Raw genomic sequence first — 24,202 nt, forward strand, 5'->3', positions numbered from 1 at the left:
CGATGAAAGCCACCCTGCGCCAGCGCCTCGATGCCTTCATCGAGCGCTTCGAGGAGCTTGCTGCCCTGCTGGCCGAGCCCGAGGTGATCAGCGACCAGACCCGCTTTCGCGACTACTCGCGGGAATATGCCGAGCTCGAGCCCCTGGTCGAGGCCTGGGGCGAGTACCTCGCCGTGGAGGCCGACATCGCTTCCGCCGAGACGCTGCTGGGCGATGCCGACGCCGAGATGCGCGAGCTGGCCGAGCTCGAGCGCGACGAGGGTCGCGAGCGGCTCGAGGCCCTCGAGGTGCGGCTCAAGCAGCTGCTGGTGCCCAAGGACCCCGACGACCGCCGCAACGTCTTCCTCGAGATCCGCGCCGGCACCGGCGGCGACGAGGCGGCGCTGTTCGCCGGCGATCTCTTCCGCATGTACTCCCGCTACGCCGAGCAGCACGGCTGGAAGGTCGAGGTGGTCAGCGCCAGCCACGGTGACATGGGCGGCTACAAGGAGATCATCTCGCGGGTCAAGGGCGAGGGCGTCTATGCGCGCCTCAAGTTCGAGTCCGGCGCCCACCGGGTGCAGCGCGTGCCGGCCACCGAGTCCCAGGGCCGCATTCACACCTCGGCCTGCACCGTCGCCGTGATGCCCGAGGCCGACGAGGTCGGCGACATCGACATCGACTCGGGCGATCTGCGGGTGGATACCTTCCGCTCCAGCGGCGCCGGCGGCCAGCACGTCAACACCACCGACTCCGCCATCCGCATCACCCACCTGCCCAGCGGCGTGGTGGTCGAGTGTCAGGAGGAGCGCAGCCAGCACAAGAACCGCGCCAAGGCGATGTCGCTGCTCGCCGCCCGGCTCAAGCAGTCGGCCGTGGCCAGCCAGCGCCAGCAGCAGGCCGACGCCCGGCGCTCCCTGGTCGGCTCCGGCGATCGCAGCGAGCGCATCCGCACCTACAACTTTCCCCAGGGGCGGATCACCGATCACCGCATCAACCTGACGCTCTATAAGCTCAACGAAGTGGTCAGCGGCGAGCGGCTCGACGACGTGGTCGAGCCGCTGATCCACGAGTACCAGGCCGAGCAGCTGGCGGCCCTGCAGCAGGACGCCGGATGATCCTCGATCACCTGCTGGCCCGGGCCGTCGCCAGGCTCGCGGCCGCCGGTTCGCCGAGCGCGCGCCTCGACGCCGAGGTGCTGCTTTGCCACGCGCTGGGGGTGGATCGCACCTGGCTCTTTACCTGGGGCGATCGCCAGGCGCCGACCGTCGAGCGGGCGCGCTTCGAGGCGCTGGTGGCGGCCCGCGCCCAGGGCCAGCCGGTGGCCTACCTGACCGGCGAGCGGGAGTTCTGGGGCCTGGCGCTTGCCACCTCGCCGCATACGCTGATCCCCCGGCCGGACACCGAGTGCCTGGTGGAGGCGGCCCTGGCCCGTGCCGTGCGCCCGGAAGGGCGGCTGCTGGATCTGGGTACCGGTACCGGGGCCATCGCCCTGGCGTTCGCCAGCGAGCGGCCCGGCTGGTCGGCGCTCGGGGTCGATATCCGCCCCGAGGCCGTGGACCTGGCCCGGCACAACGCCGCGCGGCTCGGCATCGCCAACGCCGCCTTTCGCGAGAGCGACTGGTTCGCTGCCCTGATCGACGGCGAACGCTTCGATCTGGTCGTCTCCAACCCGCCCTACATCGCCGTGGACGACCCGCACCTGGCCCAGGGCGACGTGCGTTTCGAGCCGCACAGCGCCCTGGTGGCAGCCGACGGGGGCCTTTCCGACCTGCGCCACCTGGTGTACGAGGCCGGCCGGCACCTGCTCCCCGGCGGCTGGCTGCTGCTCGAGCACGGCCATGATCAGGCCGAGGCGGTGCGCGCGGTGCTCGAGGCCGCGGGCTACGTCGAGGTCGCGAGCCGCGTCGATCTGGGCGGTCATCCGCGGGTCAGCCAGGGGCGACGAGTTGACGACGGGACTGGAGCCGAACGGCCGTGATGTGGTACATGTTTCAGCAGAAAAAAACGCCACGTCTCGTCGCCTTTGCATGCGTGAAGCCCACCGAGGCCCCCGAGGAGGGGTGTTTTACAGGTGATCGTACTGTCGCGACGGCGTGAAAGACCCATCCAGACCGGCATGCCAACGACAATGAAAGCCAAGACCCGCTCGCTTGACCGCATCGACCTCAAGATCCTGCGCTGCCTGCAGGACAACGCCCGCATCTCCTACGTCGACCTGGCCTCCCAGGTCGGACTCTCCACCACGCCCTGCCTTGAGCGCGTCAAGCGCCTCGAGCGTGCCGGCATCATCCGCGGCTACAAGGCGCTGCTCGATCCTCGGGCGCTCAAGGCGAACCTGCTGGTGTTCGTCGAGATCAGCCTGGAGACCCAGTCCCCGGCGGTGTTCGACGAGTTTCGCCGCGCCGTGGCCAAGCTGCCGCAGATCCAGGAGTGCCACCTGGTCTCGGGGCAGTTCGATTACATCCTCAAGTGCCGGATTCCGGAGATGTCCGCCTATCGCCAGCTGCTCGGCGACGTGGTCCTGACCCTGCCCGGGGTGAAGGAGTCCAAGAGCTACGTGGTGATGGAGGAGGTCAAGGAGAGCTTCAGTCTCCATGTGCCCGACATCGAGGAGTTCGAGGAAAAGTGACCTCCGCCATGGATGATCAGTCCCTGCTGCGCTACAGCCGGCAGATCATGCTCGAACAGGTCGATATCGACGGCCAGGAGCGCCTGCTGGCCGGTCACGCTCTGGTGATCGGCGCCGGCGGGCTGGGGTCGCCGGTGGCCCTCTACCTGGCGGCCGCGGGGCTGGGTCGGCTGACCCTGGCCGACGCCGACGCGGTGGAGCTCTCCAACCTGCAGCGCCAGATCGCCCACGCCACCGCGGACATCGGGCGCAACAAGGCCGAGTCGGCCCGCGAGGCGGCGCTCGCCCTCAATCCCGGCTGCGTGATCCAGGCGATCGACGACTACCTGGACGGCGAGGCCCTGGCCCGACTGGCCGCCGAGGTGGACGTGGTGCTCGACTGCACCGACCGCTTTTCCAGCCGCTACGCCATCAACGCCGCCTGCCGGGCGGCCGGCGTGCCGCTGGTCTCCGGGGCGGCGATCCGCTTCTCCGGCCAGCTCGCCGTCTTCGACCCGCGCGACCCGGACGCCCCCTGCTATGCCTGCCTCTACCCCCCGGGGGAGGAGGGCGACGAGGAGCTGCGCTGCGCCGAGAACGGCGTGATCGCGCCGCTGGTGGGGCTGATCGGCAGCTTCCAGGCGTTGGAGGCGATCAAGCTCGTCAGCGGCGCCGGCACGCCCCATCGCGGCCTCTCCACCTTCGACGGCCTCACCGGCCAGTGGCGCCACTTCGGGGTGCCGCGCGACCCCGCCTGCCCGGTCTGCGCTGCGACCTGACCGACACCTGCTCGTCGATGCCGGCCATCGGTGCCGGTCATCGATGCCGCTCATTGCCCCCGTCCTTGCTTGCCTGCTTGCTCTTTCCTGTCTGCCCGAGCCCATGTCACCGCCCGGGTCGACAGCCGGGGCAGGGTGTCGCCCCGGCGCGGCGCTTTACTGTGCCGAAGATTAGGGTGCGTGATGGTGATTACTTGACGATTATCGTCCACCGTTTCGATCGATTCGCCGAACGCTGTCGTCCCGAAGTCGCATTATTTTTCCTTTTTAAACAGTATATTGGCGTGTATTGATGAATATTCGAGAAGGCGCAGCGTTTGATTTGTCATTTTTAAAGGTGTTAAATACTTGACAGCCATTGTGGTGCTGGTGCCACACTGAGCCTGACGGAGCGAGCCCTTCAACGATCGCTTCGACCAACAATAATCAGCGCACTGCGCACAACAGACAGGTTCTCGTATGACGATCCCGCCCCGGCCGGAGCATCCGGCGTCCTGGTATCGCGCGTCCATCGCCGTCGAGCTCGGCGACTGCCCCCCGCTTCAGGGCGAGCAACGCGCGGATGTCTGCGTGATCGGCGGTGGCATCACCGGCTGTTCGGCGGCCCTGCATCTGGCCGAACGCGGCTACTCGGTGGTGCTGCTCGAGGCCGGGGAGATCGGCCACGGCGCCTCGGGGCGCAGCGGCGGCCAGATCCTGCCGGGCCTGGGCACCGACATCGACACCGTGGAGAAGGCGCTGGGCCGCGAGCGTGCCCGGGAGATCTGGGAGATGAGCCGCGAGGCGGTGCGCCTGACGGCCGCGCTGATCGAGCGTCACGACATCCCCTGCGAGCTTTCCTGGGGCTACCTGCACGCCGCGGTGAAGCCGCGCCACGTGCGCGAGCTCGAGGCGTTTCGCGAACGCATGGTCCGCGACTACGACTACTCGGCCCTGACCCTGCTCGAGGGCGATGCCCTGCGCGAGCACGTGGTGAGCGATGCCTATCCGGCGGCCCTCTTCGACGCTGAGGGCGGCCATCTCCACCCGCTCAACTACACCCTGGGCCTGGCCCGAGCGGCGCGCCGTGCCGGCGTGGCCATCCACGAGCACAGCGCCGCCGTCGAGATTCGCCACGGCGAGCCCGCCAGCGTCGTCACCGCCCAGGGGCGGGTGATCGCCGATACCGTGGTGCTCGGCACCAATGCCTATCAGGCGGGCCTGGTGCCCGAGCTCTCCGGGCGCATCATGCGCGCCGCCAACTACATGATCGCCACCGCGCCGCTCACCGAGGCCCAGGTGGCCCAGGTGCTGCCGAAGAACGACGCCCTGTCGGACGCCAACTTCGTGCTCGACTACTACCGGCTCTCCGCCGATCGCCGCCTGATCTTCGGTGGCGAGGTCAGCTACGACGGCCGGGAGCCGCGCAACCTCACGACCCGCATGGACGACAAGATCGCGCGCATCTTCCCGGTGCTCGAGGGCGTGCCCATCGAGTATCGCTGGGGCGGTGACGTGGCGATCACTCTGGACCGGGCGCCGGACTTCGGCCGGCTGGGCCGCAACGTCTACTACGCCCAGGGCTATTCCGGTCACGGCATGGCGCTGGCGGGGCTCGCCGGCCAGCTGCTGGCCGAGGCCATCGCCGGGCAGGGCGAGCGCTTCGACACCTTCGCGGCCATGCCCCATCGCCGCTTTCCCGGTGGCCGCCTGCTGCGCAAGCCGCTGCTGGTGCTGGCCACCCACTACTATCAACTGCGGGACCGGCTGTAACCGGGCCATCGAGAACCGAGAGGGCACCCCATGAACGAGACCATCACGGCGGACGCCATCGCCGCCTCCCCTTCCCGCCCGGCCGGGGCGGCGGTAGAGGGCGAGGCGTCACGCCAGGCGTCGGCCATCGAGATGCAGGGCCTGCACAAGCGCTTCGGGCGCGCCACCGTGGCGCTGGACGGCGTCGACCTGACCATCGAGGCCGGCGAGTTCTTCACGCTGCTCGGCCCCTCGGGCTGCGGCAAGACCACCCTGCTGCGCATCCTCGCCGGCCTCGAGGAGGCCGACGACGGCCGCCTGGCCATCGGCGGCAAGGACATCACCGAGGTGCCGCCCCACCGGCGCAGCGTCAATACCGTCTTCCAGTCCTACGCGCTCTTCCCGCACCTCTCGGTGCGCGAGAACCTGGCCTTCGGCCTGAAGATGCGCGGCATGGCCGCTGCGGCGCGCCACGCCAAGGTCGACGAGATCGCCGACTTCATCAAGCTGGGTGATCTCGTCGACCGGCGGGTGGACCAGCTCTCCGGCGGCCAGCGCCAACGCATCGCCCTGGCCCGCGCCCTGGTCTGCGAGCCCGACGTGCTGCTGCTCGACGAGCCGCTGTCGGCGCTCGACGCGGGGCTCAGGAGCCAGCTCCAGGTCGAGCTGCTGCGAGTCCAGAAGCGCCTCGGCATGACCTTCGTCTTCGTCACCCACGACCAGCAGGAGGCGATGGTGATGTCGGATCGCATCGCCGTGCTCAACGGCGGCGTGATCCAGCAGGTCGGGCCGCCCCGCGAGGTCTACGAGCATCCGGCCAACGCCTTCGTGGCGCGCTTCATGGGCCATGACAACCTCTACCCGGTCACCGGCCGGCAGGGCAGCCGGCTCACCACGGCGCTGGGCGAGCTTTCCACTGCCGAGGCGGGGGAGGGCGAGCTGCTGCTGATCCGTCCCGAGACCCTGGACCTGCTGCCCGGAGAGGTGGAAGGCGACAACCACCTGCCGGCCGTGGTCGTCGAGCGGCTCTACCGCGGCAGCCATGCCGAGTATCGCCTGGAGGTCGGCGACACCACCCTGCAGGCGACCCTCAACAATCGCGGGCGGCATCTGCCCGAGGTGGGCGACCGGGTCACCGTCACGGTGGCGCCGGACGACCTGGTCACCCTGAGTGAATGAGGAGACGAGCATGGCCTATACCGGCGTAATGCCGTCCGCCCGCAGCCGCGCCATGGTGCGCGAGGCACGCCACCTGCTGTTCACCGTGGCCCCCGGGGCGGTCTGGATCGTGATCTTTCTGGTGCTGCCCGGCGCCTACCTGATGGGCGTGGCCTTCATGACCAACGGTCCCTATGGGCTTCCGGAGATGCCGCTCTCGCTGGAGTCATTCAAGCGCCTGGCGGGCTTCGGTTTCCTGGGCTGGAGCCCCGGCAACCTCTACACCCTGCTGCGCTCGCTGTGGCAGACGGCCGTCTCCACCGGCCTGGTGGTGCTGGTGGCCTACCCGATCGCCTACTACATCACCACCTGCCGTGAGAAGTGGCGGCCGATCATGCTGCTGCTGGTGGTGGTGCCGAGCTGGACCAACCAGGTGATCCGCACCTTCGGCTGGATGAACCTGCTGGCCCCCGGCACGCCGCTCTCCAGCATGGCCGAGGGGCTGGGCCTGATCGCCCCCAACATGGGCCTCTATCCCTCCAGCTTCGCGGTCACCCTGGGCCTGGTCTACAACTTCCTGCCCTTCATGGTGCTGCCGCTCTACGCCGCCTTCGAGAAGCTTGATACCGCCCAGGTCGAGGCCGCCCAGGACCTCTTCGCCTCGCCGGTACGGGCCTTCTGGCACGCGGTGTTCCCGCAGACCCTGCCGGGGCTCTTGGCCGGCATCGTGCTGGTGGCCATCCCCGCCTTCGGCATGTACGTGATCCCCGAACTGCTGGGCGGGGGCAAGGGCATGATGCTCGGCAACCTGGTGGCCACGCAGTTCGCCGGCGGCGCCAACTGGCCGCTCGGCGCGGCCGGCGCGATCCTGATGCTGATCGCCACCTTCATCGGGCTGTTCGCCATGCGTCGCATCGGCAAGCGCCTGGGTGGCGGCGAGGAGGTGGTGATATGAGAAAGCGCACGCTCAAGCGCGGCCTGACCGCCTTCTGGTGGTTCACCCTGGCGTTTCTCTACCTGCCGCTGGCGGTGGTGGTGCTGTTCTCCTTCAATGCCGCCAACAGCGCCGCCAGCTTCACCGGCGTCTCGCTGCGCTGGTACCACCAGCTGATGGGCAACGAGGAGATCCTCTCGGCCTTCGCCAACAGCCTGGTGCTGGCGATCACCTCCTCGGTGACGGCCCTCGTCATCGGCTGCCTGATCGGCTACGGCATGTATCGCCATCGCCATCGCAAGCTCGGCTGGCTGATCGTGCTGATCTACTTGCCCATCGTGCTGCCGGATATCGTCTTCGGTATCTCCGAGATGGCCTTCTTCGTGCAGATCCATCGCCTGACCGGGCTGCTGCAGCCGGGGCTCGGCACCATGATCATCGCCCACGTGACCTTCCAGATCCCGTTCGTGGCGCTGATCATCTATTCACGCTTCGTGGGCCTGGATCCGACGCTGTTCGAGGCGGCCAAGGACCTCTACGCCTCGCCGCTCAAGCGGGTCGTCCACTTCATGCTGCCGACCATCAAGCCCGCGTTGATCTCGGCCTTCTTCCTCTCCTTTACGCTGTCGGTGGATGACTTCGTGATCAGTTTCTTCACCGCCGGTCCCGAGAGCGCGACCCTGCCGATCTACATCTGGGGCGCCATCAAGAAGGGGGTATCCCCCGAGATCAACGCCATCGCCACGCTGATGATCGGCGCGGTGGCCATCGCCGCCATCATGAGCCTGCTGTTCAGCCGTCGCCGGCACGCCTGAGCCGGCGCACCTTCCCGCGGGAAACGAGGAGAGTCGACATGACCAACAACAAGAAGATCCTGGCGCTGTCCCTGGGCGGCCTGCTGCTCGCCGGCAGCGCCCAGGCCCAGGAGAACAAGCTCTATCTGTTCAACTGGACCGAGTACATGGACCCCGAGATCATCGAGGCCTTCGAGGCGCGCTACGACGTCGAGGTGGTGCAGAACTACTTCAACTCGCTGCCCGAGATGTTCGCCAAGCTCAACGCCGGCGGGGTCTCCCAGTACGACATCATCGTGCCCTCCAACTACTACGTGCCGCGGCTGATCCAGACCGGCTTGGTGCAGAAGCTCGACAAGTCGAAGCTCGAGAATCTCGACAACATCATGGGGCAGTTCCAGAACCCGGCCTATGATCCCGGCGCCGAGTACACGGCGCCCTATCAGTGGGGGACCACCGGGGTCGTCTACAACACCGAGACCTTCCCCGACGCGCCCAAGAGCTGGTCGCTGATGTTCGACCCCGAGGTCAATCCCGAGCACCCCTTCGCGCTGATGGGCGACGGCCAGGTCAGCATGGGCGGCGCCTGCGCCTACCTGGGCCACGGCTACGACTGCACCGACATGAACGCCTGGAAGGAGGCCGCGCGGCTGCTCATCGAGACCAAGGGGCGCGGCACCTTCAGCGGCTTCACCGACGGCACCCCCGCCCTGCAGCAGCTGGCCCGCGGCGTGACCCACGTGGGGCTCTCCTATAACGGTGACTACCTGTTCTTCAAGGAGGAGGACCCCGACACCTTCGCCAGCCTGGACTTCATGATTCCCGACGAGGGCGCCGAGATGTGGGTGGACTCGATGCTCATCCCCGCCGAGGCACCCAACCCGGACATGGCGCACAAGTTCATCGACTTCATCCTCGAGGCCGAGGTCGGTGCCCAGCTCTCCAACTACAACTATTACGCCAGCCCCAATGCCGCCGCCACGCCCTATCTCGACGAGGTGCTGACGAAGCCTCCCGTCCAGCCGAGCGAGGCTGACATGGAGCGACTGCGCTTCACCCCAAGCCTCGAGGGCGAGGCCCTGCAGACCTTCCAGCAGCTGTGGTCCGAGGTCCAGTCGCGCTGAGCGAAGGGCCCCCGGCATCGGGCCGGGGGCTCGCCATCCCGAGCAAGGAAGATCCCATGAGTAACCGACAGGAGCAGCCGCTCCTCAACGACTGGTTCCAGAAGCACGGCATCACCGAGGTCGAGTGCCTGGTCTCCGACCTGACGGGCATCCTCAAGGGCAAGATCATGCCCGCCGGCAAGTACCTCAAGGGCGGTCGCCCGCGGCTGCCCGACTCGATCTTCATCCAGACCGTCACCGGCGGCTATCCCGATGACGAGGACATCCGCTTCTGGAACCCCGCCGAGCGCGACATGGAGCTGGTGCCCGACCCGAGCGCCATCTACCTGGTGCCCTGGGCCGAGGATCCCACCGCGCAGATCATCCACGACTGCTTCTACCTGACCGGCGAACCGGTGGAGCTGGCGCCGCGCTACGTGCTCAAGCGCGTGCTGGACCTCTACGCGGCCCGCGGCTGGACGCCGGTGGTGGCGCCGGAGGTGGAGTTCTACCTGGTCAAGACCAACACCGACTCCGACTACCCCCTGGAGCCGCCGATCGGGCGCACCGGACGCCAGGAGAGCAGCCGCCAGTCGTTCTCCATCGATGCGGTCAACGAGTTCGATCCGCTGTTCGAGGAGATGTACGACTACTGCGACGCCATGAACCTGGACCTGGATACCCTGATCCACGAGGAGGGCGCCGGCCAGATGGAGGTCAACTTCCAGCACGGCGATCCGCTCGCCCTGGCCGACCAGGTGGTGATGTTCAAGCGCACCCTGCGCGAGACGGCGCTGCGCCACGGCATGTACGCCACCTTCATGGCCAAGCCCATGGCGGGGGAGCCGGGCAGCTCGATGCATATCCATCAGAGCCTGCTCGACAGCAAGGAGGGGCATAACGTCTTCGCCGACGAGGATGGCCAGCCCAGCCGCCTCTTCCACGCCTTCATCGGCGGGCAGCAGCGCTACCTGCCCTCGGTGATGCCGCTGCTGGCGCCCAACGTCAACTCCTACCGCCGGCTGATGCGTACCGAGACCAGCGGCTCGGCGCCGATCAACGTGGAGTGGGGCATGGACAACCGCACCGTGGGGCTGCGCGTGCCGGTCTCCACCCCCGAGGCGACCCGGGTGGAGAACCGCCTGGCCGGGGCCGACGCCAATCCCTACCTGGTGATGGCGGCCTCGCTGGCCTGCGGCTACCTGGGCATGCTGGGACGGCTCGAGCCGCGCCCGCCGATGGTCGGCTCCGCCTGGTCCGGCGGCAACAAGCTGCCCGACGACATCGGCCCGGCGCTCGATATGCTCCACGACTGCCAGCCGCTGGCGGACATCCTCGGCGAGCGCTTCGTCAACAGCTACCTGGCGGTCAAGCGTGCCGAGCATCGCGCCTACTTCCAGGTCATCAGCTCCTGGGAGCGCGAGCACCTGCTGCTGCGGGTCTAGTCGAGAGCGCTCCGCGCCGGATTCGCCGAGCACGCCGGGGCTTTCCTCGGCGTTCTTGTGTGTTGATTATTTAATACCACAAAAATTGCCTTTCCGGCGTTTATGCTCGTATCATGGAAAAAATGGTTGAATAAAACATCCACTCTGGAGGCTTTCATGAGCGACACTCCCGCCACCGACCACGTGGCATCCTGGTACGCCGCCTCGGCCAATCCCGCCCCGGCGCGCCCGGCCCTCGAGGGCGAGATCGCGTGCGACGTGTGCGTGGTGGGCGCCGGCTTCACCGGCATCTCCGCGGCCCTGCACCTGGCCGAGCAGGGCCATCGGGTGGTGGTGCTGGAGGCGGCCCGCGTCGGCTTCGGCGCCTCCGGACGCAACGGCGGCCAGATCGTCAACAGCTACAGCCGCGACATGGACGTGATCGAGGCGAGGTATGGCGGCGAGACCGCGCGGGCGCTGGGCGACATGGCCTTCGAGGGCAATCGCATCATCCGCGAGCGCATCGCGCGCTACGGCATCGACTGCGACCTGCGCGACGGCAACCTTTTCGCCGCCTGCAACGACAAACAGTTCAAGGGACTGCGCGAGCACAAGGCGCTCTGGGAGCGCTACGGCCACCGCGAGCTCGAACTGCTGGAAGGCGAGGCGGTCAAGCGCGAGGTGACCTCCGAGCGCTACGTGGGTGCGCTGGTCGACCACTCCGGCGGCCACCTGCATCCGCTCAACCTGGTCCTGGGCCAGGCCGCCGCGGTGGAGTCGCTGGGGGGCGTGATCTATGAGCACACCCCGGTGACGGCCGTCGAGCACGGCCAGCCGGTCCGGCTCTCCACGCCCCACGGGTGCGTGCGGGCCGAGCGCGTGGTGATGGCCGGCAACGCCTACCATCAGGGCATCATGCCGGCGCTGGAGGGCAAGTCGATGCCCTGCGGCACCCAGATCATCACCACCGAGCCGCTGGGTGAAGAGCGAGCCCGGGCGCTGCTGCCCAACGACCTCGCCGTCGAGGACTGCAACTACCTGCTCGACTACTATCGGCTGACCGCCGACCACCGCCTGATCTATGGCGGCGGCGTCAACTACGGTGGCCAGGACCCGGCCGACATCGAGGCGGTGATTCGTCCCAAGATGGAGAAGACCTTCCCGGGCCTTTCTGACGTGCGGGTCGACTACGCCTGGAGCGGCACCTTCCTGATGACGCTCAACCGGCTACCGCAGTTCGGGGTGCTCAACGACAACGTCTACTACGCCCAGGGCTATTCCGGCCACGGCGTGACCTGCACCCACCTGGCCGGGCGCCTGATCGCCGAGGCCATGACCGGTCGCGAGGCGCGCTTCGACGCTTTCGCCGACCTGCCGCACCTGCCGTTCCCCGGCGGGCGGATGCTGCGGGTGCCGCTCTCGGCCGTCGGCGCCTGGTACTACCAGGTGCGCGATCGCCTCGGGGTCTGAGTCGGCTCTGAGCCCTGTATGTCTGATCGAGCGGCGCCGGTAGGCGCCGCTCAACGGTCGACGACGGGCGAGCGGGCCAGGGTGCTCAGCTGAACTTGCGGAAGAAATGGGTCATGTCGAACAGCTCGTCCAGGCGCTCGTAGCGATCCCGAGCCTCGGGCCATCGCTGCTCCTGGACGGCGGCGATCATGGTCTCCAGCAGCATCATCGTCGAGACGTTGGAATCCCACCCCGAGGGAATCTCGACCCAGCAGTGGAAGGTGAAGTCGGCCAGTGACGAGATCGGCGAGCCCCATTGATCGGTGAACAGCACGATGGCCACCCCGCGCTTGTGCACCATCTCCGCCAGGCGCAGCAGGTTGGTCTCGTAGCGCCGTATATCGAAGATCAGCAGGGTATCGCCCGGTTGCATGTCGAGCACGTAGTGCGGCCAGGTGCCCGAGGACGAGGTCAGATGGGTGACGCCGGGGCGCACCGCCTGGAAATGCGTGAAGGCATAGTCGCCCAGCGCCTGGGTGATGCGTCCGCCGACGATGTAGAGGCGCCGCTCGGCATCGGCCAGCTGGCGAGTCGCGCCATCGAACCGCGCCGTCTCGATATGCGAGAAGGTCAGCTGCAGGTTGGTGGTGACCGCCTGGGCGAAGCGATTAAGCAGGTGGGTCTCCGGCGCCTCGGCCGACCAGTTGTCGCGTCGCTGGGTGGGCCCGACGCCCTTCGCCTCCAGCTCGCCCAGCAGCGCCTTGTGAAACTCCGGATAGCCCTTGAACCCCAGCTTCTTGACCATCCGTGCAACGGAGGGGGAGGAGACCCCCGCGTTGCTCGCCACAATGGTGATCGAGGCGAGACCCGCCGCGGGATAGTTGTCGAGCAGCGCATCGGCGAACTTGCGCTCCGAGGGCGTCAGCGCCGGGTAGTGCCGGCGGATCAGGGCGCGCACGGTGGCGCTGGAATCGATGCTCGTCAAGGCGCTTCCCTTCCCGGTATGCCCCGCGTTTTCGCCTTCCCCATGCGACGATGCGCGCGGCGAAGCAGCGTTGACACGGGCTCTGAAGAAATATTGACACACTGACTTTCACGCGTCTATATCTTTACAGGAGCGTGGAGGAGCCCAGATGTCAAGCGCAAGCGAACCGTCGTCCCCAAGCGTCGAGATCCGCCATCGGCACGGCCACGGCCCCGTAGTCATCCTGTGCGAGCACGCCTCGCATCACATCCCCGCGCGCTATCGGGAGCTCGGCCTCGCCCCCGCGCATCGGCGCAGTCATGCCGCCTGGGACCCCGGCGCCCGCGGCGTGGCCGTGTCGCTCTCCGAGCGGCTGGATGCCCCGCTGGTGGCGAGTCGCATCTCGCGGCTGGTCTATGACTGCAACCGGCCTCCCGAGGCGGAAAGCGCCATGCCGGCGCGGGTGGAGGTGATCGACGTGCCGGGCAATCGCGGCCTCGACGCGGCGCAGCGCGCCGAACGGGTCGAGGCCGTCTACCGCCCCTTCTGCGAGGCCGTGACGGAGGTGCTGGCCGAGCGCCGGGCCAGCGCCATTCCCAGCGTACTGATCACCATCCACAGCTTCACGCCGAGCTTTCATGGCCGGCGCCGCGAGGTCGAGATCGGCATCCTTCACGATGATGATCGGCGCCTGGCCGATGCGATGCTGGCGCACGCCTCGCGCCTGGAGCATCGACAGATTCGCCGCAACGATCCCTATGGGTCCGAGGACGGCGTCACCCACTCCCTCAAGCTGCACGGCATCGGCCAGGGCCTCGCCAACGTGATGATCGAGGTGCGCAACGACCTGCTGACTACCCCCGAGGACCAGCAGACCATCGCTGAGGAGCTGTGTCGTCTGATCCACCCCGCGCTTGCCATTCTCGGCGTCGCGTCGAGCCCAGGGGAGGGCGCGGCCGATGCCTAAGCTCATCCTGCGCTATATCGGCGCCATCGATGCCATGAACCGCGCCATCGGACGCATGGCGATGTACCTGATCTTCGTGCTGATCGGCGTGCTGCTGTGGTCGTCGGCCTCCAAGGTGTTCATGGCCCCCTCGATGTGGACCCTGGAGACCGCACAGTTCGTGATGGTGGCCTATTTCGTGCTGGGCGGTCCCTACTCGATCCAGCTCGGCTCCAACGTGCGCATGGACCTCTTCTATGGCGAGTGGAGCCCGCGAACCAAGGCCTGGGTCGATGCCATCACGGTGTTCTTCCTGATCTTCTACCTCGGCGTGCTGCTCTATGGCGGGCTGGTGTCGACGGCCTATTCCCTCGGCTACTTCGGCGATGAACCCTTCCGCTTCTTCCTCGACCTCGTCGGTACCTTCGTGACCCAGGGGCCGTCGGCGGCGGGCGAGATGCTCGGTTTCCTGGAGCGCAGCCCGACGGCCTGGCGGCCGTGGCTGTGGCCGATCAAGACCCTTCTCTGCCTCGGGGTATTGCTGATGATCCTTCAAGCCTCTGCCGAGTTCTTCCGCGATATCGGCCGTCTGCGCGGGGTGATCGACTGATGCCCTACGAGATGATCGCCATCGTGATGTTCGGATCGATGATGCTGATGCTGTTCACCGGCCAGCGCGTGTTCGGCGCCATCGGCTTCGTCGGCGCCCTGGCGGGGGTGCTGCTGTGGGGCACCGGCGGGGTCGACATTCCGTTCTCCTCGGCGATGAAGCTGATGAAATGGTACCCCCTGCTGACCCTGCCGATGTTCATCTTCATGGGCTACGTGCTCTCGGAAAGCCGCATCGCCGACGACCTCTACCGGATGTTCCACGTCTGGATGGGGCCGGTGCGGGGCGGTCTCGCCATCGGCACGATCGGGCTGATGGTGCTGATCTCGGCCATGAACGGGCTCTCGGTGGCCGGCATGGCCATCGGCGCCACCATCGCCCTGCCCGAACTACTGCGCCGCGGCTACGACAAGATCATGGTCACCGGCGTCATCCAGGCGGGGTCGAGCCTGGGGATCCTGGTGCCGCCCTCGGTGGTGCTGGTGCTCTACGCGATGATCGCCCGCCAGCCGGTGGGGCAGCTGTGGCTGGCCGGCGTGCTGCCGGGGCTGATGATGGCGACGCTCTTCATCATCTACATCTACGTGCGCTGTCGCCTGCAGCCGTCCCTAGGGCCCGCGCTGCCCGTCGAGGAGCGCGATGTCTCCTGGGCCGAGAAGCTGCGCCTGCTGCGGGCGGGGCTGCTGCCGCTGGTGATCTTCGCGGTGATGATGGTGCCCTTCGTCAAGGGCTGGACCTCGCTGGTCGAGAGTTCGGCCGTCGGGGCGATGACCGCGCTGCTGGCCGCCACCCTCAAGGGGCGCATGACGCGCCGGGTGTTCGAGGTCTCGGTGCGCCAGACGCTCGCCATCTCCTGCATGTTCATGTGGATCATCCTGGCGGCGCTGGCCTTCGGCGCCATCTTCGATGGCCTGGGGGCGGTCAAGGCCATCGAGGACCTGTTCACCGATCGCCTGGGGCTCTCGCCCTGGATGATCCTGATCCTGATGCAGCTCAGCTTCATCGTCATGGGCACCTTCCTCGACGATACCGCCATGCTGGTGATCGTGGCGCCGCTCTACGTGCCGCTGGTCGAGGCGCTGGGCTTCGACCTGATCTGGTACGGCGTGCTCTACACCATCACCACCCAGATCGCCTACATGACGCCGCCGTTCGGCTACAACCTCTTCCTGATGCGCGCCATGGCGCCGCCCCAGATCGGGCTGCGCGACATCTACTTGTCGATCCTGCCCTTCGTGCTGGTGATGACCGTCGCCTTGAGCCTGGTGATGCTCTTTCCGCAGATCGCCCTCTGGCTTCCGGGCTACATTTATGGGCACTGATACGGGAAAGGGGGCCGGGCAGTCGACGGCCGCCGTCGGCGACACCCACGTCAGCCACAACAACAGCCACAACCACAAGAGCCTCGCCAGGGGCCGCATCCACGCAACATCCGGTATCACCACCAGGAGACCGACACAATGACAACAAGACGCAAGTTTCTGATCAATGCCGCGGCCGGTGCGGCCATCGCACCGCTGGCCTCCAAGGTCATGGCCCAGTCGTCGTCCGAGCCCACCATTACGTGGCGCATGCAGACCTATGCCGGCGCGGCCCTGGCCGAACACGTCGCCAAGCCGGCCATCGATCTCTTCAACCGCATCGCCGGGGACCGCATGCAGATCGAGCTCTACTATGCCGATCAGCTGGTGCCGACGGGCGAGCTCTTCCGGGCGATGCAGCGCGGCACCATCGACGCGGTGCAGTCGGACGACGACTCCATGGCCTCACCCACCGAGGTCACCGTCTTCGGCGGCTACTTCCCCTTCGGCTCGCGCTACAGCCTCGACGTGCCGGTGCTCTTCCACCAGTACGGGCTCAAGGAGATCTGGGAGGAGGAGTACGCCAAGGTCGGTGTCAAGCACGTCAGCGCCGGGGCTTGGGACCCGTGCCACTTCGTTACCAAGGAGCCGATCCGCAGCCTCAAGGATCTGGAGGGCAAGCGCATCTTCACCTTCCCCACCGCGGGGCGCTTCCTGTCGCAGTACGGCGTGGTGCCGGTGACCCTGCCCTGGGCGGACATCGAGGTGGCCGTGCAGACTGGCGAGCTCGACGGCATCGCCTGGTCGGGCATCACCGAGGACTACACGGTGGGCTGGGCCGACGTCACCAACTACTTCCTCACCAACAACATCTCCGGCGCCTGGATCGGCCACTTCTTCGTCAACATGGAGCGCTGGAACGAGCTCCCGGAAGACCTCAAGCTGCTCTTCGAGGTGTGCTGCGAGCAGTCCCACTACTATCGCCAGCACTGGTACTGGGGCGGTGAGGCGCGGCTGCGCGTACACGGCGAGAAGCTCGAGCTGACCACGATTCCCGATGCCGAGTGGGATCAGGTGGAGGAGGCGGCCCAGGAATTCTGGGACGAGATCGCCGCGCAATCCGAGACCAAGGCCCGCGTGGTCGAGATCTTCAAGCAGTACAACGCCGACATGCGCGAGGCCGGCCGACCCTATCGCTACGGCCAGGCGTGAGTCGCTCCCATGCCCCGGCGACCGTCGGGGCGTGCCGTTCAGGGAGGGGGCCCGACCGAGCGCGGGCCCCGTCGTGGTGATCCAGTGAGGAAGTTCAGACATGACCAACGCGCAGGCTTTGGACGCCCTCGAGGCCCTGAGGGTCCAGGTGGAGAGTGGCGATGTCGACACCGTGCTCGTGTGCCTCGTCGACATGCAGGGACGGCTGATGGGCAAGCGGCTCCACGCGCGCCACTTCGTGGAGCACGGCTGGGAGGAGACGCACTGCTGTAACTACCTGCTGGCCACCGATCTCGAGATGGAAACCCCTGACGGCTATGCCAGCACCTCCTGGCGGGCGGGGTATGGCGACTACATCATGAAGCCGGATCTCGCCACGCTGCGGCCCGTGCCCTGGCTAGAGGGCACGGTCATGCTGCTCTGCGACGTGCTGGACCATCATACCCATGAGCCGGTGGCCCACGCGCCGCGGGCCATCCTCAAGCGTCAGCTGGAGCGGCTGAAGGAGATGGGCTTCGACGCGATCATGGCCACCGAACTGGAGTTCTTCCTGTTCGAGAAGCCCCTCGACGAGATCCGCAAGGAGGGGTTTCGCGACCTGCAGCCGATCAGCGGCTATAACGAGGACTACCACCTCTTCCAGACCACCAAGGAAGAGCACGTGCTGCGCCCGCTGCGCAATCACCTCCATGCGGCGGGGATCCCCGTGGAGGGCACCAAGGGCGAGGCCGGGTCGGGGCAGGAGGAGCTCAACATCCGCTACGCCGAGGCCCTCGATACCGCGGACTATCACACCATCGCCAAGCACGCGACCAAGGAGATCGCCTGGCAGCAGGGGCGGGCGGTGACCTTCCTGCCGAAGTGGCACCACGACCATTCTGGCAGCTCCACCCACATCCATCAGTCGCTGTGGCAGCAGGGCGCCCCCGCCTTCTTCGACGACGGCGAGGCGCGGGGCATGTCACCGCTGATGCAGCACTACCTGGCCGGGCTCTTGAAATACGCGCCCGACTACACCTACTTCCTGGCGCCCTACATCAACAGCTACAAGCGTTTCCAGAAGGGCTCCTTCGCCCCCACGCGCACGGTCTGGTCGGTGGACAACCGCACCGCGGGCTTTCGCCTCTGCGCCGAGGACACCCGGGCGGTGCGCATCGAGTGTCGCATCGGCGGCTCGGACCTGAACCCCTATCTCGCCATGGCCGGTCAGCTGGCCGCCGGCATCAAGGGCATCGAGGAGCAGCTTGAACTGCCTCCTCCCGCCGAGGGGGACACCTACGAGGGAGAGACGGGGCTGATCCCGCAGAGCCTGCGCGATGCCAGGGACGCCCTCGCGGCGTCGACCATGCTGCGCGAGGCCATGGGCGACGAAGTGATCGATCACTACGCGCGGGCCGCCGAGGTGGAGATGGAGGACTTCGCCCGCGTGGTCACCGACTACGAGGTGGCGCGCGGCTTCGAGCGCTCATGAGGCCGGCGGCGACTGGGCACCAACAGGAGAGAACGATGGGTCACACCTTGAGATGTATCTCGCCGATCGACGGGTCGGTGTTCGCCGAGCGCGACGCGCTCTCGATCGAGGCCGCCCGGCAGGCGGCCGACCGGGCCCGCGCGGCGCAGCCCGACTGGGCCGCCCGGCCCCTGCAGGAGCGCATCGACCTGGTGAGGGCGGGCATCGCCGCGCTGGGGGCGATGAATGACGAGGTGGTACCGGAGCTGGCGCGGATGATGGGCCGCCCGGTGCGCTACGGCGGCGAGTTCGACGGCGTCGAGGAGCGTGGTGGCCACATGGCGACCATCGCCGAGGAGGCCCTGGCCGATATCGCGGTGGGCGAGGACGCCACGGTCAAGCGCTACATCAAGCGCATTCCCCACGGCGTGGTGCTGGTGGTGGCGCCCTGGAACTACCCCTACATGACGGCCATCAACTGCGTGGCCCCGGCGCTGATCGCGGGTAACGCCGTGCTGCTCAAGCATGCCAGCCAGACCCTGCTGGTCGGCGAACGGATGGCGCGCGCCTTCGCCTCGGTCGGCGTGCCCGAGGCGGTGTTCCAGAACGTCTTCCTGGATCACGACACCACCTCGGACCTGATCGCCGAGCGCGCCTTCGATTTCGTCAACTTCACCGGCTCGGTGGGCGGCGGGCGCGCCATGGAGGCGGCGGCGGTCGGCACCTTCACCGGGCTGGGCCTGGAGCTCGGCGGCAAGGACCCGGGCTACGTCATGGAGGATGCCGATCTCGAGGCCGCCGTCGCGACCCTGATCGACGCCGCGATGTTCAACTCGGGGCAGTGCTGCTGCGGGATCGAACGGATCTACGTCCACGAGTCCCTCTACGACGCCTTCGTCGAGCAGGCCGTGGCGGTGGTCGAGGCCTACACCCTGGGCGACCCGCTTGACGCCGAGACGGACATCGGGCCGATGGCCAACGTCCGCTTCGCTCGGGAGGTGCGCGATCAGATCGATGAGGCCCTGGCCGCCGGCGCCCGGGCGCATATCGCCCGCAAGCCCGCCGATGACGGGGGCGCCTACCTGACCCCGCAGATCCTGACCGAGGTGACCCACGACATGCGCGTGATGCGCGACGAGAGCTTCGGGCCGGTGGTCGGCATCATGAGGGTCAGCGGCGACGACGAGGCGATCCGGCTGATGAACGATAGCCGCTTCGGCCTGACGGCGAGCCTCTGGACCGCCGATATCGAGCGTGCCCAGCGCGTCGGCGACCGGGTCGAGACCGGCACCGTGTTCATGAACCGCGCGGATTACCTCGACCCGGGCCTGTGCTGGACCGGCTGCAAGGAGACGGGGCGCGGCGGCAGCCTCTCGGTGATCGGCTATCACAACCTCACGCGGCCCAAGTCCTACTATTTAAAGAAAACAACAACTTAAAGAAAACAACAACATGCTGAAGAAGGTGACGCCATGATGCTGACCGGCAACTGGACCTATCCCACCGCCATCCGCTTCGGTGCGGGACGCCTCAAGGAGCTACCCGAGGCCTGTGCCGAGGCGGGCATCGCGCGGCCGCTGCTGGTGACCGATCGGGGCCTGGCCGACCTGCCGATCACCGCCGCCGCGCTGGACACCCTCGAGGCAGCGGGCTTGGGCCGCGCGCTCTTCGCCGAGGTCGACCCCAACCCCAACGAGCAGAACCTGGCGGCGGGCGTCGCGGCCTTTCGGGCAGGCGGCCACGACGGGGTGATCGCCTTCGGCGGCGGCTCGGGGCTGGATCTGGGCAAGATGGTGGCCTTCATGTCGGGCCAGACACGCCCGGTGTGGGACTTCGAGGACATCGGCGACTGGTGGACCCGGGCCGATGCCGAGGCGATCGCGCCCATCGTCGCGGTGCCCACCACCGCCGGCACCGGCTCGGAGGTGGGGCGGGCCAGCGTCATCACCAACGCCGAGACCCACGAGAAGAAGATCATCTTCCACCCCAAGGTGCTGCCCAGGGTGGTGCTCTGCGATCCCGAGCTGACGGTGGGCATGCCCCGGGCGATCACCGCCGGCACCGGGCTCGACGCCTTCGCCCACTGCGTCGAGGCGTTCTCGAGCCCGCACTACCACCCGATGAGCCAGGGCATTGCCCTTGAGGGTATGCGGCTGGTCAAGGAGTACCTGCCCCGCGCCTACGCCGACGGCGCCGACCTCGAGGCGCGGGCCCACATGATGAGCGCGGCGATGATGGGCTCCACCGCCTTCCAGAAGGGGCTCGGCGCCATCCATGCGCTGAGCCACCCCATCGGCGCGGTGTTCAACGCCCACCACGGCACCACCAACGCGATCTGCATGCCGGCGGTGCTCGCCTTCAACGCCGAGGCGATCCGCGAGCGCTTCGACAGCGTGGCCGCCTACCTGGGCATCGAGGGCGGCTTCGAGGGCTTCCAGGCCTTCGTGCAGGACCTCAACGACCGCATGGGCATCCCGCGCACCCTCGCCGAACTCGGCGCCAGCCCCGAGAGCATCGACGAGCTGGCCGAGATGGCCATCCAGGACCCCAGCTGCGGCGGCAATCCGGTGGCGCTGACCGTCGAGGACCTCAGGACGCTGTTCCAGCGCTGCATGTGATCGTCGGGGCCGGACGCCGCCCGGCCCCGTGTTCGACACGCTCAGATCCGCCCTCTCAGAACAGCCCGGTGATCTCGCCGTGGTCGTCGATGTCGAGATGCGCGGCGGCCGGGTCGCTGCCGAGGCCCGGCATGGTGCGCATCTCGCCGCACAGCGCATAGACGAAGCCCGCGCCGGCGGAGAGGCGTACCTCGCGCACCGGCAGGGTCCAGCCGGTGGGGGCGCCGCGCAGGGTCGGGTCCGACGACAGCGACAGGTGAGTCTTGGCGATGCACACCGGCAGATGGCCCTGGCCCTGCTGCTGATAGAGGTCGAGCTGGCGGCGGGCCTCGGGACTGAAAGTGACATCGGCGGCGCCGTAGAGGCGGGTGGCGATGCGCTCGATCTTGGCGTCCAGGGGCATCTCGTCGGGATAGAGCAGGTGGAAGTCGCTGCCCTGTTCGGCGGCGTCCTCCACGGCCTGGGCCAGCTCCAGCGCGCCGATCCCCCCGTCACGCACGTGGGTCGAGACCGCGGCCCGGACCCCGGCGGCCTCGGCGATGTCGCGAATCGCGGCGTGCTCGCTGGCATGGTCGGAGGGGAAGGCGTTGATCGCCACCACCGGGGTGACGCCGTGGGCGCGCAGGTTGTCGATCTGCTTGACGAGGTTGGCAGCGCCCGCCATGACGTCCTCGGGGCTCTCCGCCAGCATCGTCGTGGGCAGCGGCCGGCCGGTCGTCACGGCATAGCGCCCGGAGTGAAATTTCAGGGCGCGCACCGTGACCACCAGCACCGCGGCATCCGGGACCAGCCCCGAGGCCCTGCACTTGATGTTGAAGAAGCGCTCCGCCCCCATGTCGGCCCCGAAACCCGCCTCGGTGACCAGGTAGTCGCCGCCGTGCAGGCCGATACGGTCGGCGACGATCGAGGAGTTGCCATGGGCGATGTTGCCGAACGGCCCGGCATGGATCAGCGCCGGCGCGTGCTCGAGGGTCTGTAGCAGGTTGGGCCTGATCGCCTCCTTGAGCAGCACGGCCATGGCCCCCGCCGCGCCGATCTCCTCGGCGGTGACCGGCTCGCCGCCGTGGGTCGTACCGATCCGTATCCGTCCCAGGCGGCGCCGCAGGTCGGCAAGCGATGTCGCCAAAGCGAGGATCGCCATGACCTCGGAGGCCGCGGTGATCTCGAAGCCGCCCTGTCGGGGAAGGCCATCGGCGGGCGGGCCGAGTCCCGTGACGATATGGCGAAGGGCGCGGTCGTTGATATCCATCACCCGGGGCCAGGTGATCGTCTGCGGGTCCAGGTCGCTGCCCAGGCGGTGATAGAGGTGGTTGTCGATCATCGCCGCCAGCAGGTTGTGGGCGGCGGAGACCGCATGGATGTCGCCGGTCAGGTGCAGGTTGATGCGCTCCATGGGCACCACCTGGCTGTAGCCCCCGCCGGCGGCGCCGCCCTTGATGCCCAGCGTCGGGCCCAGGGAGGGCTGGCGCAGGGTGACGGTAGCGCCGTGGCCGAGCTGTTGGAGGCCCTGGACGAGGCCGATGGCGGTGGTGGTCTTGCCCTCGCCCAGCGGCGTGGGGGTGATCGCCGAGACCACCACGTAGCGACCCCGGGGACGCTCGGCCAGGGCGTCCACGGCGGCCAGGTCCAGCTTGGCGATGCCCCGTCCGTAGGGCTCCACCGTCTCGCCGGGCACGCCTAGGCGGTGGGCGATCTCCTCGATGGGCCAGAGCCGCGCCTCCCGAGCGATCGTGAGGTTGTCGGGCATCCGGGCCTGCGCCTGGCCGAGGTCGTGCGGTTGGCTCGTCATCGCCGCGTCTCCTGGGTCATCCATCTAGATCGTAAACCTAGGTCATCCACCGGGACGTCGATAGCCTCCGTCGTCGTCAACCACAGTATTCGTCTCCGCCCGGCCGAGAACTTGTCCGTGGGCGTCGGCGGGCTTGGCCGCAGCGACACTTAAAGGCGGGGCGCAGGGCCCCGTCGGGCGGGACGCGGCGCCGCGAGCAAAGTGCGAGTCGTCGATGAGCAAGTCGCGGCGCTGTTGCGGGGAAGAAACTCTGACTAGAGTCCAGGTAGGCGACGATGGTGAGGAGGGCAATCGATGGAACCCCGGCATTCCCCGAACCTGCATGCCCCGAACAAGGACCACTACGATATCGGCTTCGTCCTGCTACCGGGGTTCTCCCTGCTCGCCTTCTCCTCGGCGCTGGAGCCCCTGCGCATGGCCAACCACCTCACCGACCGCCGGCTCTATACCTGGCACCTGATCAGCCCGGATGGCCGCCCCATGCGGGCCAGCAGTGGCCTGGAGATGGCGGTGGACTGCGCCATGGAGGACGGGCTGTCGCTGGATCTGGTGCTGGTCTGCGCCGGCATGGACGTCCAGCACTGCTGCGATCGCGATACCCTCGCCTGGTTGCGCCGGCTGGCCCGGCGGGGCATCCCGCTTGGTGGGGTCTGTACCGGGGGCTACGTGCTCGCCCAGGCCGGGGTCCTCGACGGCTACAGCTGTACCCTGCACTGGGAGCACATCTCGAGTATCCACGAGGCGCTGCTGTTTCCCGCCGTGACCTTCACCCCGCAGCTGTTCGTCATCGACCGCGACCGCTATACCTGCTCCGGCGGCATCGCGCCCCTGGACATGATGCTGACCCTGATCGGCCGCCAGCAGGGCCTGGCGCTGGCCGAGGCGATCGCCGAGGAGTTCATCCACGAGCGGATCCGCGAGGTGGGCGACCGCCAGCGAACGCCGCTGCGGGTGCGCCTTGGTCGCACCCATCCCAAGCTCGAGGAGCTGGCCACGCTGATGGAGGCGAACCTGCAGGAGCCGCTCTCCCTGGACGAGCTGGCCCGCTATTCTGACCTCTCGCGTCGCCAGGTGGAGCGGCTCTTCCAGCGCTACGTGAGCTGTCCGCCGCTGAAGTACTACATGGACCTGCGCCTGCTGCGCGCCCGCCTGCTGCTGCGCCAGACCCATATGCCGATCACCGACGTGGCCCTGGCCTGCGGCTTCATCTCGCCCCCGCACTTCACCAAGTGCTACCACGACCGCTTCGGCCACTCGCCCAGCCGGGAGCGCTCGCGGCGCAGCGAGCGCGCGGCGGGCACGGCGCCGGGCGAGGGGCGCCCCGACGCGCCGCGGGTCGAGGAAGTCTGA

The 24,202-nt window shown here is 67.9% G+C and carries 21 protein-coding genes; 19 read left to right on the forward strand and 2 right to left on the reverse strand.

Going from position 1 to position 24,202, the window contains the following annotated elements:
* Positions 1-2: 2 nt before the first annotated feature.
* The 11 genes from prfA (at position 3) to ABE957_RS02420 (ending at position 11,983) form a co-directional block, all read left to right on the forward strand.
* Positions 3-1,097: a peptide chain release factor 1 gene (gene prfA, locus ABE957_RS02370; RefSeq protein ID WP_349757073.1), complete on the forward strand. Its 1,095-nt coding sequence runs from the start codon at positions 3-5 to the stop codon at positions 1,095-1,097.
* Positions 1,094-1,960, forward strand: coding sequence for a peptide chain release factor N(5)-glutamine methyltransferase (prmC, locus tag ABE957_RS02375; RefSeq protein ID WP_349757074.1), 867 nt, complete (start codon positions 1,094-1,096; stop codon positions 1,958-1,960). Before prfA ends, prmC begins: the two co-directional genes overlap by 4 nt.
* Before the next feature lie 150 nt (positions 1,961-2,110).
* Positions 2,111-2,611, forward strand: a complete 501-nt coding sequence (locus ABE957_RS02380; protein ID WP_089845959.1) for an Lrp/AsnC ligand binding domain-containing protein — start codon at positions 2,111-2,113, stop codon at positions 2,609-2,611.
* Between the two features lie 8 nt (positions 2,612-2,619).
* A complete protein-coding gene (locus ABE957_RS02385; RefSeq protein ID WP_349757075.1) occupies positions 2,620-3,369 on the forward strand; it encodes a HesA/MoeB/ThiF family protein in 750 nt (249 codons plus the stop codon).
* 459 nt (positions 3,370-3,828) lie between these two features.
* The gene (locus tag ABE957_RS02390) at positions 3,829-5,121 is read left to right on the forward strand and encodes an NAD(P)/FAD-dependent oxidoreductase (RefSeq protein ID WP_349757076.1); all 1,293 of its coding nucleotides are present in this window, start codon (positions 3,829-3,831) and stop codon (positions 5,119-5,121) included.
* Positions 5,122-5,151: 30 nt separating this feature from the next.
* Entirely contained in the window at positions 5,152-6,279 is a 1,128-nt protein-coding gene (locus ABE957_RS02395) for an ABC transporter ATP-binding protein (protein ID WP_349757077.1), read from the forward strand.
* A gap of 10 nt (positions 6,280-6,289) precedes the next feature.
* Positions 6,290-7,213 carry an ABC transporter permease gene (locus ABE957_RS02400; RefSeq protein WP_349757078.1) on the forward strand — a complete coding sequence of 308 codons (924 nt, stop codon included), beginning with the start codon at positions 6,290-6,292 and terminating at the stop codon, positions 7,211-7,213.
* Positions 7,210-8,007: an ABC transporter permease gene (locus ABE957_RS02405; protein ID WP_349757079.1), complete on the forward strand. Its 798-nt coding sequence runs from the start codon at positions 7,210-7,212 to the stop codon at positions 8,005-8,007. The genes ABE957_RS02400 and ABE957_RS02405 overlap by 4 nt, the downstream gene beginning before the upstream one ends.
* Positions 8,008-8,045: 38 nt before the next feature.
* Positions 8,046-9,110, forward strand: coding sequence for an ABC transporter substrate-binding protein (locus ABE957_RS02410; RefSeq protein WP_349757080.1), 1,065 nt, complete (start codon positions 8,046-8,048; stop codon positions 9,108-9,110).
* Between the two features lie 56 nt (positions 9,111-9,166).
* On the forward strand, positions 9,167-10,534 hold the full coding sequence (locus tag ABE957_RS02415; RefSeq protein WP_349757081.1) for a glutamine synthetase family protein: 1,368 nt from the start codon (positions 9,167-9,169) through the stop codon (positions 10,532-10,534).
* A gap of 156 nt (positions 10,535-10,690) precedes the next feature.
* Positions 10,691-11,983, forward strand: a complete 1,293-nt coding sequence (locus ABE957_RS02420) for an NAD(P)/FAD-dependent oxidoreductase (RefSeq protein WP_349757082.1) — start codon at positions 10,691-10,693, stop codon at positions 11,981-11,983.
* 85 nt (positions 11,984-12,068) lie between these two features.
* On the opposite strand, the gene ABE957_RS02425 is transcribed toward ABE957_RS02420, so the two are convergent.
* Positions 12,069-12,947 (reverse strand): MurR/RpiR family transcriptional regulator, encoded by an 879-nt coding sequence (locus ABE957_RS02425; RefSeq protein ID WP_349757083.1) that lies wholly within the window; start codon positions 12,945-12,947, stop codon positions 12,069-12,071.
* A 148-nt stretch (positions 12,948-13,095) separates the two neighbouring features.
* On the opposite strand from ABE957_RS02425, the gene ABE957_RS02430 reads away from it, so the two are divergent.
* From ABE957_RS02430 to ABE957_RS02460, 7 genes are all read left to right on the forward strand, one after another.
* On the forward strand, positions 13,096-13,893 hold the full coding sequence (locus tag ABE957_RS02430) for an N-formylglutamate amidohydrolase (RefSeq protein ID WP_349757084.1): 798 nt from the start codon (positions 13,096-13,098) through the stop codon (positions 13,891-13,893).
* Entirely contained in the window at positions 13,886-14,482 is a 597-nt protein-coding gene (locus tag ABE957_RS02435; RefSeq protein WP_349757085.1) for a TRAP transporter small permease subunit, read from the forward strand. The genes ABE957_RS02430 and ABE957_RS02435 overlap by 8 nt, the downstream gene beginning before the upstream one ends.
* The gene (locus tag ABE957_RS02440) at positions 14,482-15,804 is read left to right on the forward strand and encodes a TRAP transporter large permease (RefSeq protein ID WP_349757087.1); all 1,323 of its coding nucleotides are present in this window, start codon (positions 14,482-14,484) and stop codon (positions 15,802-15,804) included. Before ABE957_RS02435 ends, ABE957_RS02440 begins: the two co-directional genes overlap by 1 nt.
* A 138-nt stretch (positions 15,805-15,942) precedes the next feature.
* Positions 15,943-16,995 (forward strand): TRAP transporter substrate-binding protein, encoded by a 1,053-nt coding sequence (locus ABE957_RS02445; RefSeq protein ID WP_349757088.1) that lies wholly within the window; start codon positions 15,943-15,945, stop codon positions 16,993-16,995.
* 100 nt (positions 16,996-17,095) lie between these two features.
* Entirely contained in the window at positions 17,096-18,466 is a 1,371-nt protein-coding gene (locus ABE957_RS02450) for a glutamine synthetase family protein (RefSeq protein ID WP_349757089.1), read from the forward strand.
* A 35-nt stretch (positions 18,467-18,501) separates the two neighbouring features.
* Positions 18,502-19,884, forward strand: coding sequence for an aldehyde dehydrogenase family protein (locus ABE957_RS02455; protein WP_349757090.1), 1,383 nt, complete (start codon positions 18,502-18,504; stop codon positions 19,882-19,884).
* Between the two features lie 33 nt (positions 19,885-19,917).
* Positions 19,918-21,063 carry an iron-containing alcohol dehydrogenase gene (locus tag ABE957_RS02460; RefSeq protein ID WP_349757091.1) on the forward strand — a complete coding sequence of 382 codons (1,146 nt, stop codon included), beginning with the start codon at positions 19,918-19,920 and terminating at the stop codon, positions 21,061-21,063.
* Positions 21,064-21,118: 55 nt separating this feature from the next.
* Here the strand turns inward: ABE957_RS02460 and ABE957_RS02465 are convergent, their stop codons facing one another.
* Complete coding sequence (locus ABE957_RS02465; protein ID WP_349757092.1) at positions 21,119-22,852, reverse strand: formate--tetrahydrofolate ligase; 1,734 nt, start codon at positions 22,850-22,852, stop codon at positions 21,119-21,121.
* A 294-nt stretch (positions 22,853-23,146) separates the two neighbouring features.
* Between ABE957_RS02465 and ABE957_RS02470 the strand changes: the two genes are divergently transcribed.
* Positions 23,147-24,202, forward strand: coding sequence for a GlxA family transcriptional regulator (locus tag ABE957_RS02470; RefSeq protein WP_349757093.1), 1,056 nt, complete (start codon positions 23,147-23,149; stop codon positions 24,200-24,202).

Origin of the sequence: Halomonas pelophila, from assembly GCF_040196315.1 — a bacterium.
GTDB lineage: Bacteria > Pseudomonadota > Gammaproteobacteria > Pseudomonadales > Halomonadaceae > Halomonas > Halomonas pelophila.

Bases quoted from the DNA above. Each gene is read 5' to 3' on its own strand.
- ABE957_RS02445 (WP_349757088.1), top strand. From the start codon at position 15,943: ATGACAACAAGACGCAAGTTTCTGATCAATGCCGCGGCCGGTGCGGCC.
- ABE957_RS02415 (WP_349757081.1), top strand. From the start codon at position 9,167: ATGAGTAACCGACAGGAGCAGCCGCTCCTCAACGACTGGTTCCAGAAG.
- prmC (WP_349757074.1), top strand. From the start codon at position 1,094: ATGATCCTCGATCACCTGCTGGCCCGGGCCGTCGCCAGGCTCGCGGCC.
- ABE957_RS02430 (WP_349757084.1), top strand. From the start codon at position 13,096: ATGTCAAGCGCAAGCGAACCGTCGTCCCCAAGCGTCGAGATCCGCCAT.
- ABE957_RS02380 (WP_089845959.1), top strand. From the start codon at position 2,111: ATGAAAGCCAAGACCCGCTCGCTTGACCGCATCGACCTCAAGATCCTG.
- ABE957_RS02465 (WP_349757092.1), bottom strand. From the start codon at position 22,852: ATGACGAGCCAACCGCACGACCTCGGCCAGGCGCAGGCCCGGATGCCC.
- ABE957_RS02450 (WP_349757089.1), top strand. From the start codon at position 17,096: ATGACCAACGCGCAGGCTTTGGACGCCCTCGAGGCCCTGAGGGTCCAG.
- prfA (WP_349757073.1), top strand. From the start codon at position 3: ATGAAAGCCACCCTGCGCCAGCGCCTCGATGCCTTCATCGAGCGCTTC.
- ABE957_RS02455 (WP_349757090.1), top strand. From the start codon at position 18,502: ATGGGTCACACCTTGAGATGTATCTCGCCGATCGACGGGTCGGTGTTC.
- ABE957_RS02395 (WP_349757077.1), top strand. From the start codon at position 5,152: ATGAACGAGACCATCACGGCGGACGCCATCGCCGCCTCCCCTTCCCGC.
- ABE957_RS02440 (WP_349757087.1), top strand. From the start codon at position 14,482: ATGCCCTACGAGATGATCGCCATCGTGATGTTCGGATCGATGATGCTG.
- ABE957_RS02435 (WP_349757085.1), top strand. From the start codon at position 13,886: ATGCCTAAGCTCATCCTGCGCTATATCGGCGCCATCGATGCCATGAAC.
- ABE957_RS02470 (WP_349757093.1), top strand. From the start codon at position 23,147: ATGGAACCCCGGCATTCCCCGAACCTGCATGCCCCGAACAAGGACCAC.
- ABE957_RS02410 (WP_349757080.1), top strand. From the start codon at position 8,046: ATGACCAACAACAAGAAGATCCTGGCGCTGTCCCTGGGCGGCCTGCTG.
- ABE957_RS02405 (WP_349757079.1), top strand. From the start codon at position 7,210: ATGAGAAAGCGCACGCTCAAGCGCGGCCTGACCGCCTTCTGGTGGTTC.
- ABE957_RS02385 (WP_349757075.1), top strand. From the start codon at position 2,620: ATGGATGATCAGTCCCTGCTGCGCTACAGCCGGCAGATCATGCTCGAA.
- ABE957_RS02400 (WP_349757078.1), top strand. From the start codon at position 6,290: ATGGCCTATACCGGCGTAATGCCGTCCGCCCGCAGCCGCGCCATGGTG.
- ABE957_RS02420 (WP_349757082.1), top strand. From the start codon at position 10,691: ATGAGCGACACTCCCGCCACCGACCACGTGGCATCCTGGTACGCCGCC.
- ABE957_RS02460 (WP_349757091.1), top strand. From the start codon at position 19,918: ATGATGCTGACCGGCAACTGGACCTATCCCACCGCCATCCGCTTCGGT.
- ABE957_RS02390 (WP_349757076.1), top strand. From the start codon at position 3,829: ATGACGATCCCGCCCCGGCCGGAGCATCCGGCGTCCTGGTATCGCGCG.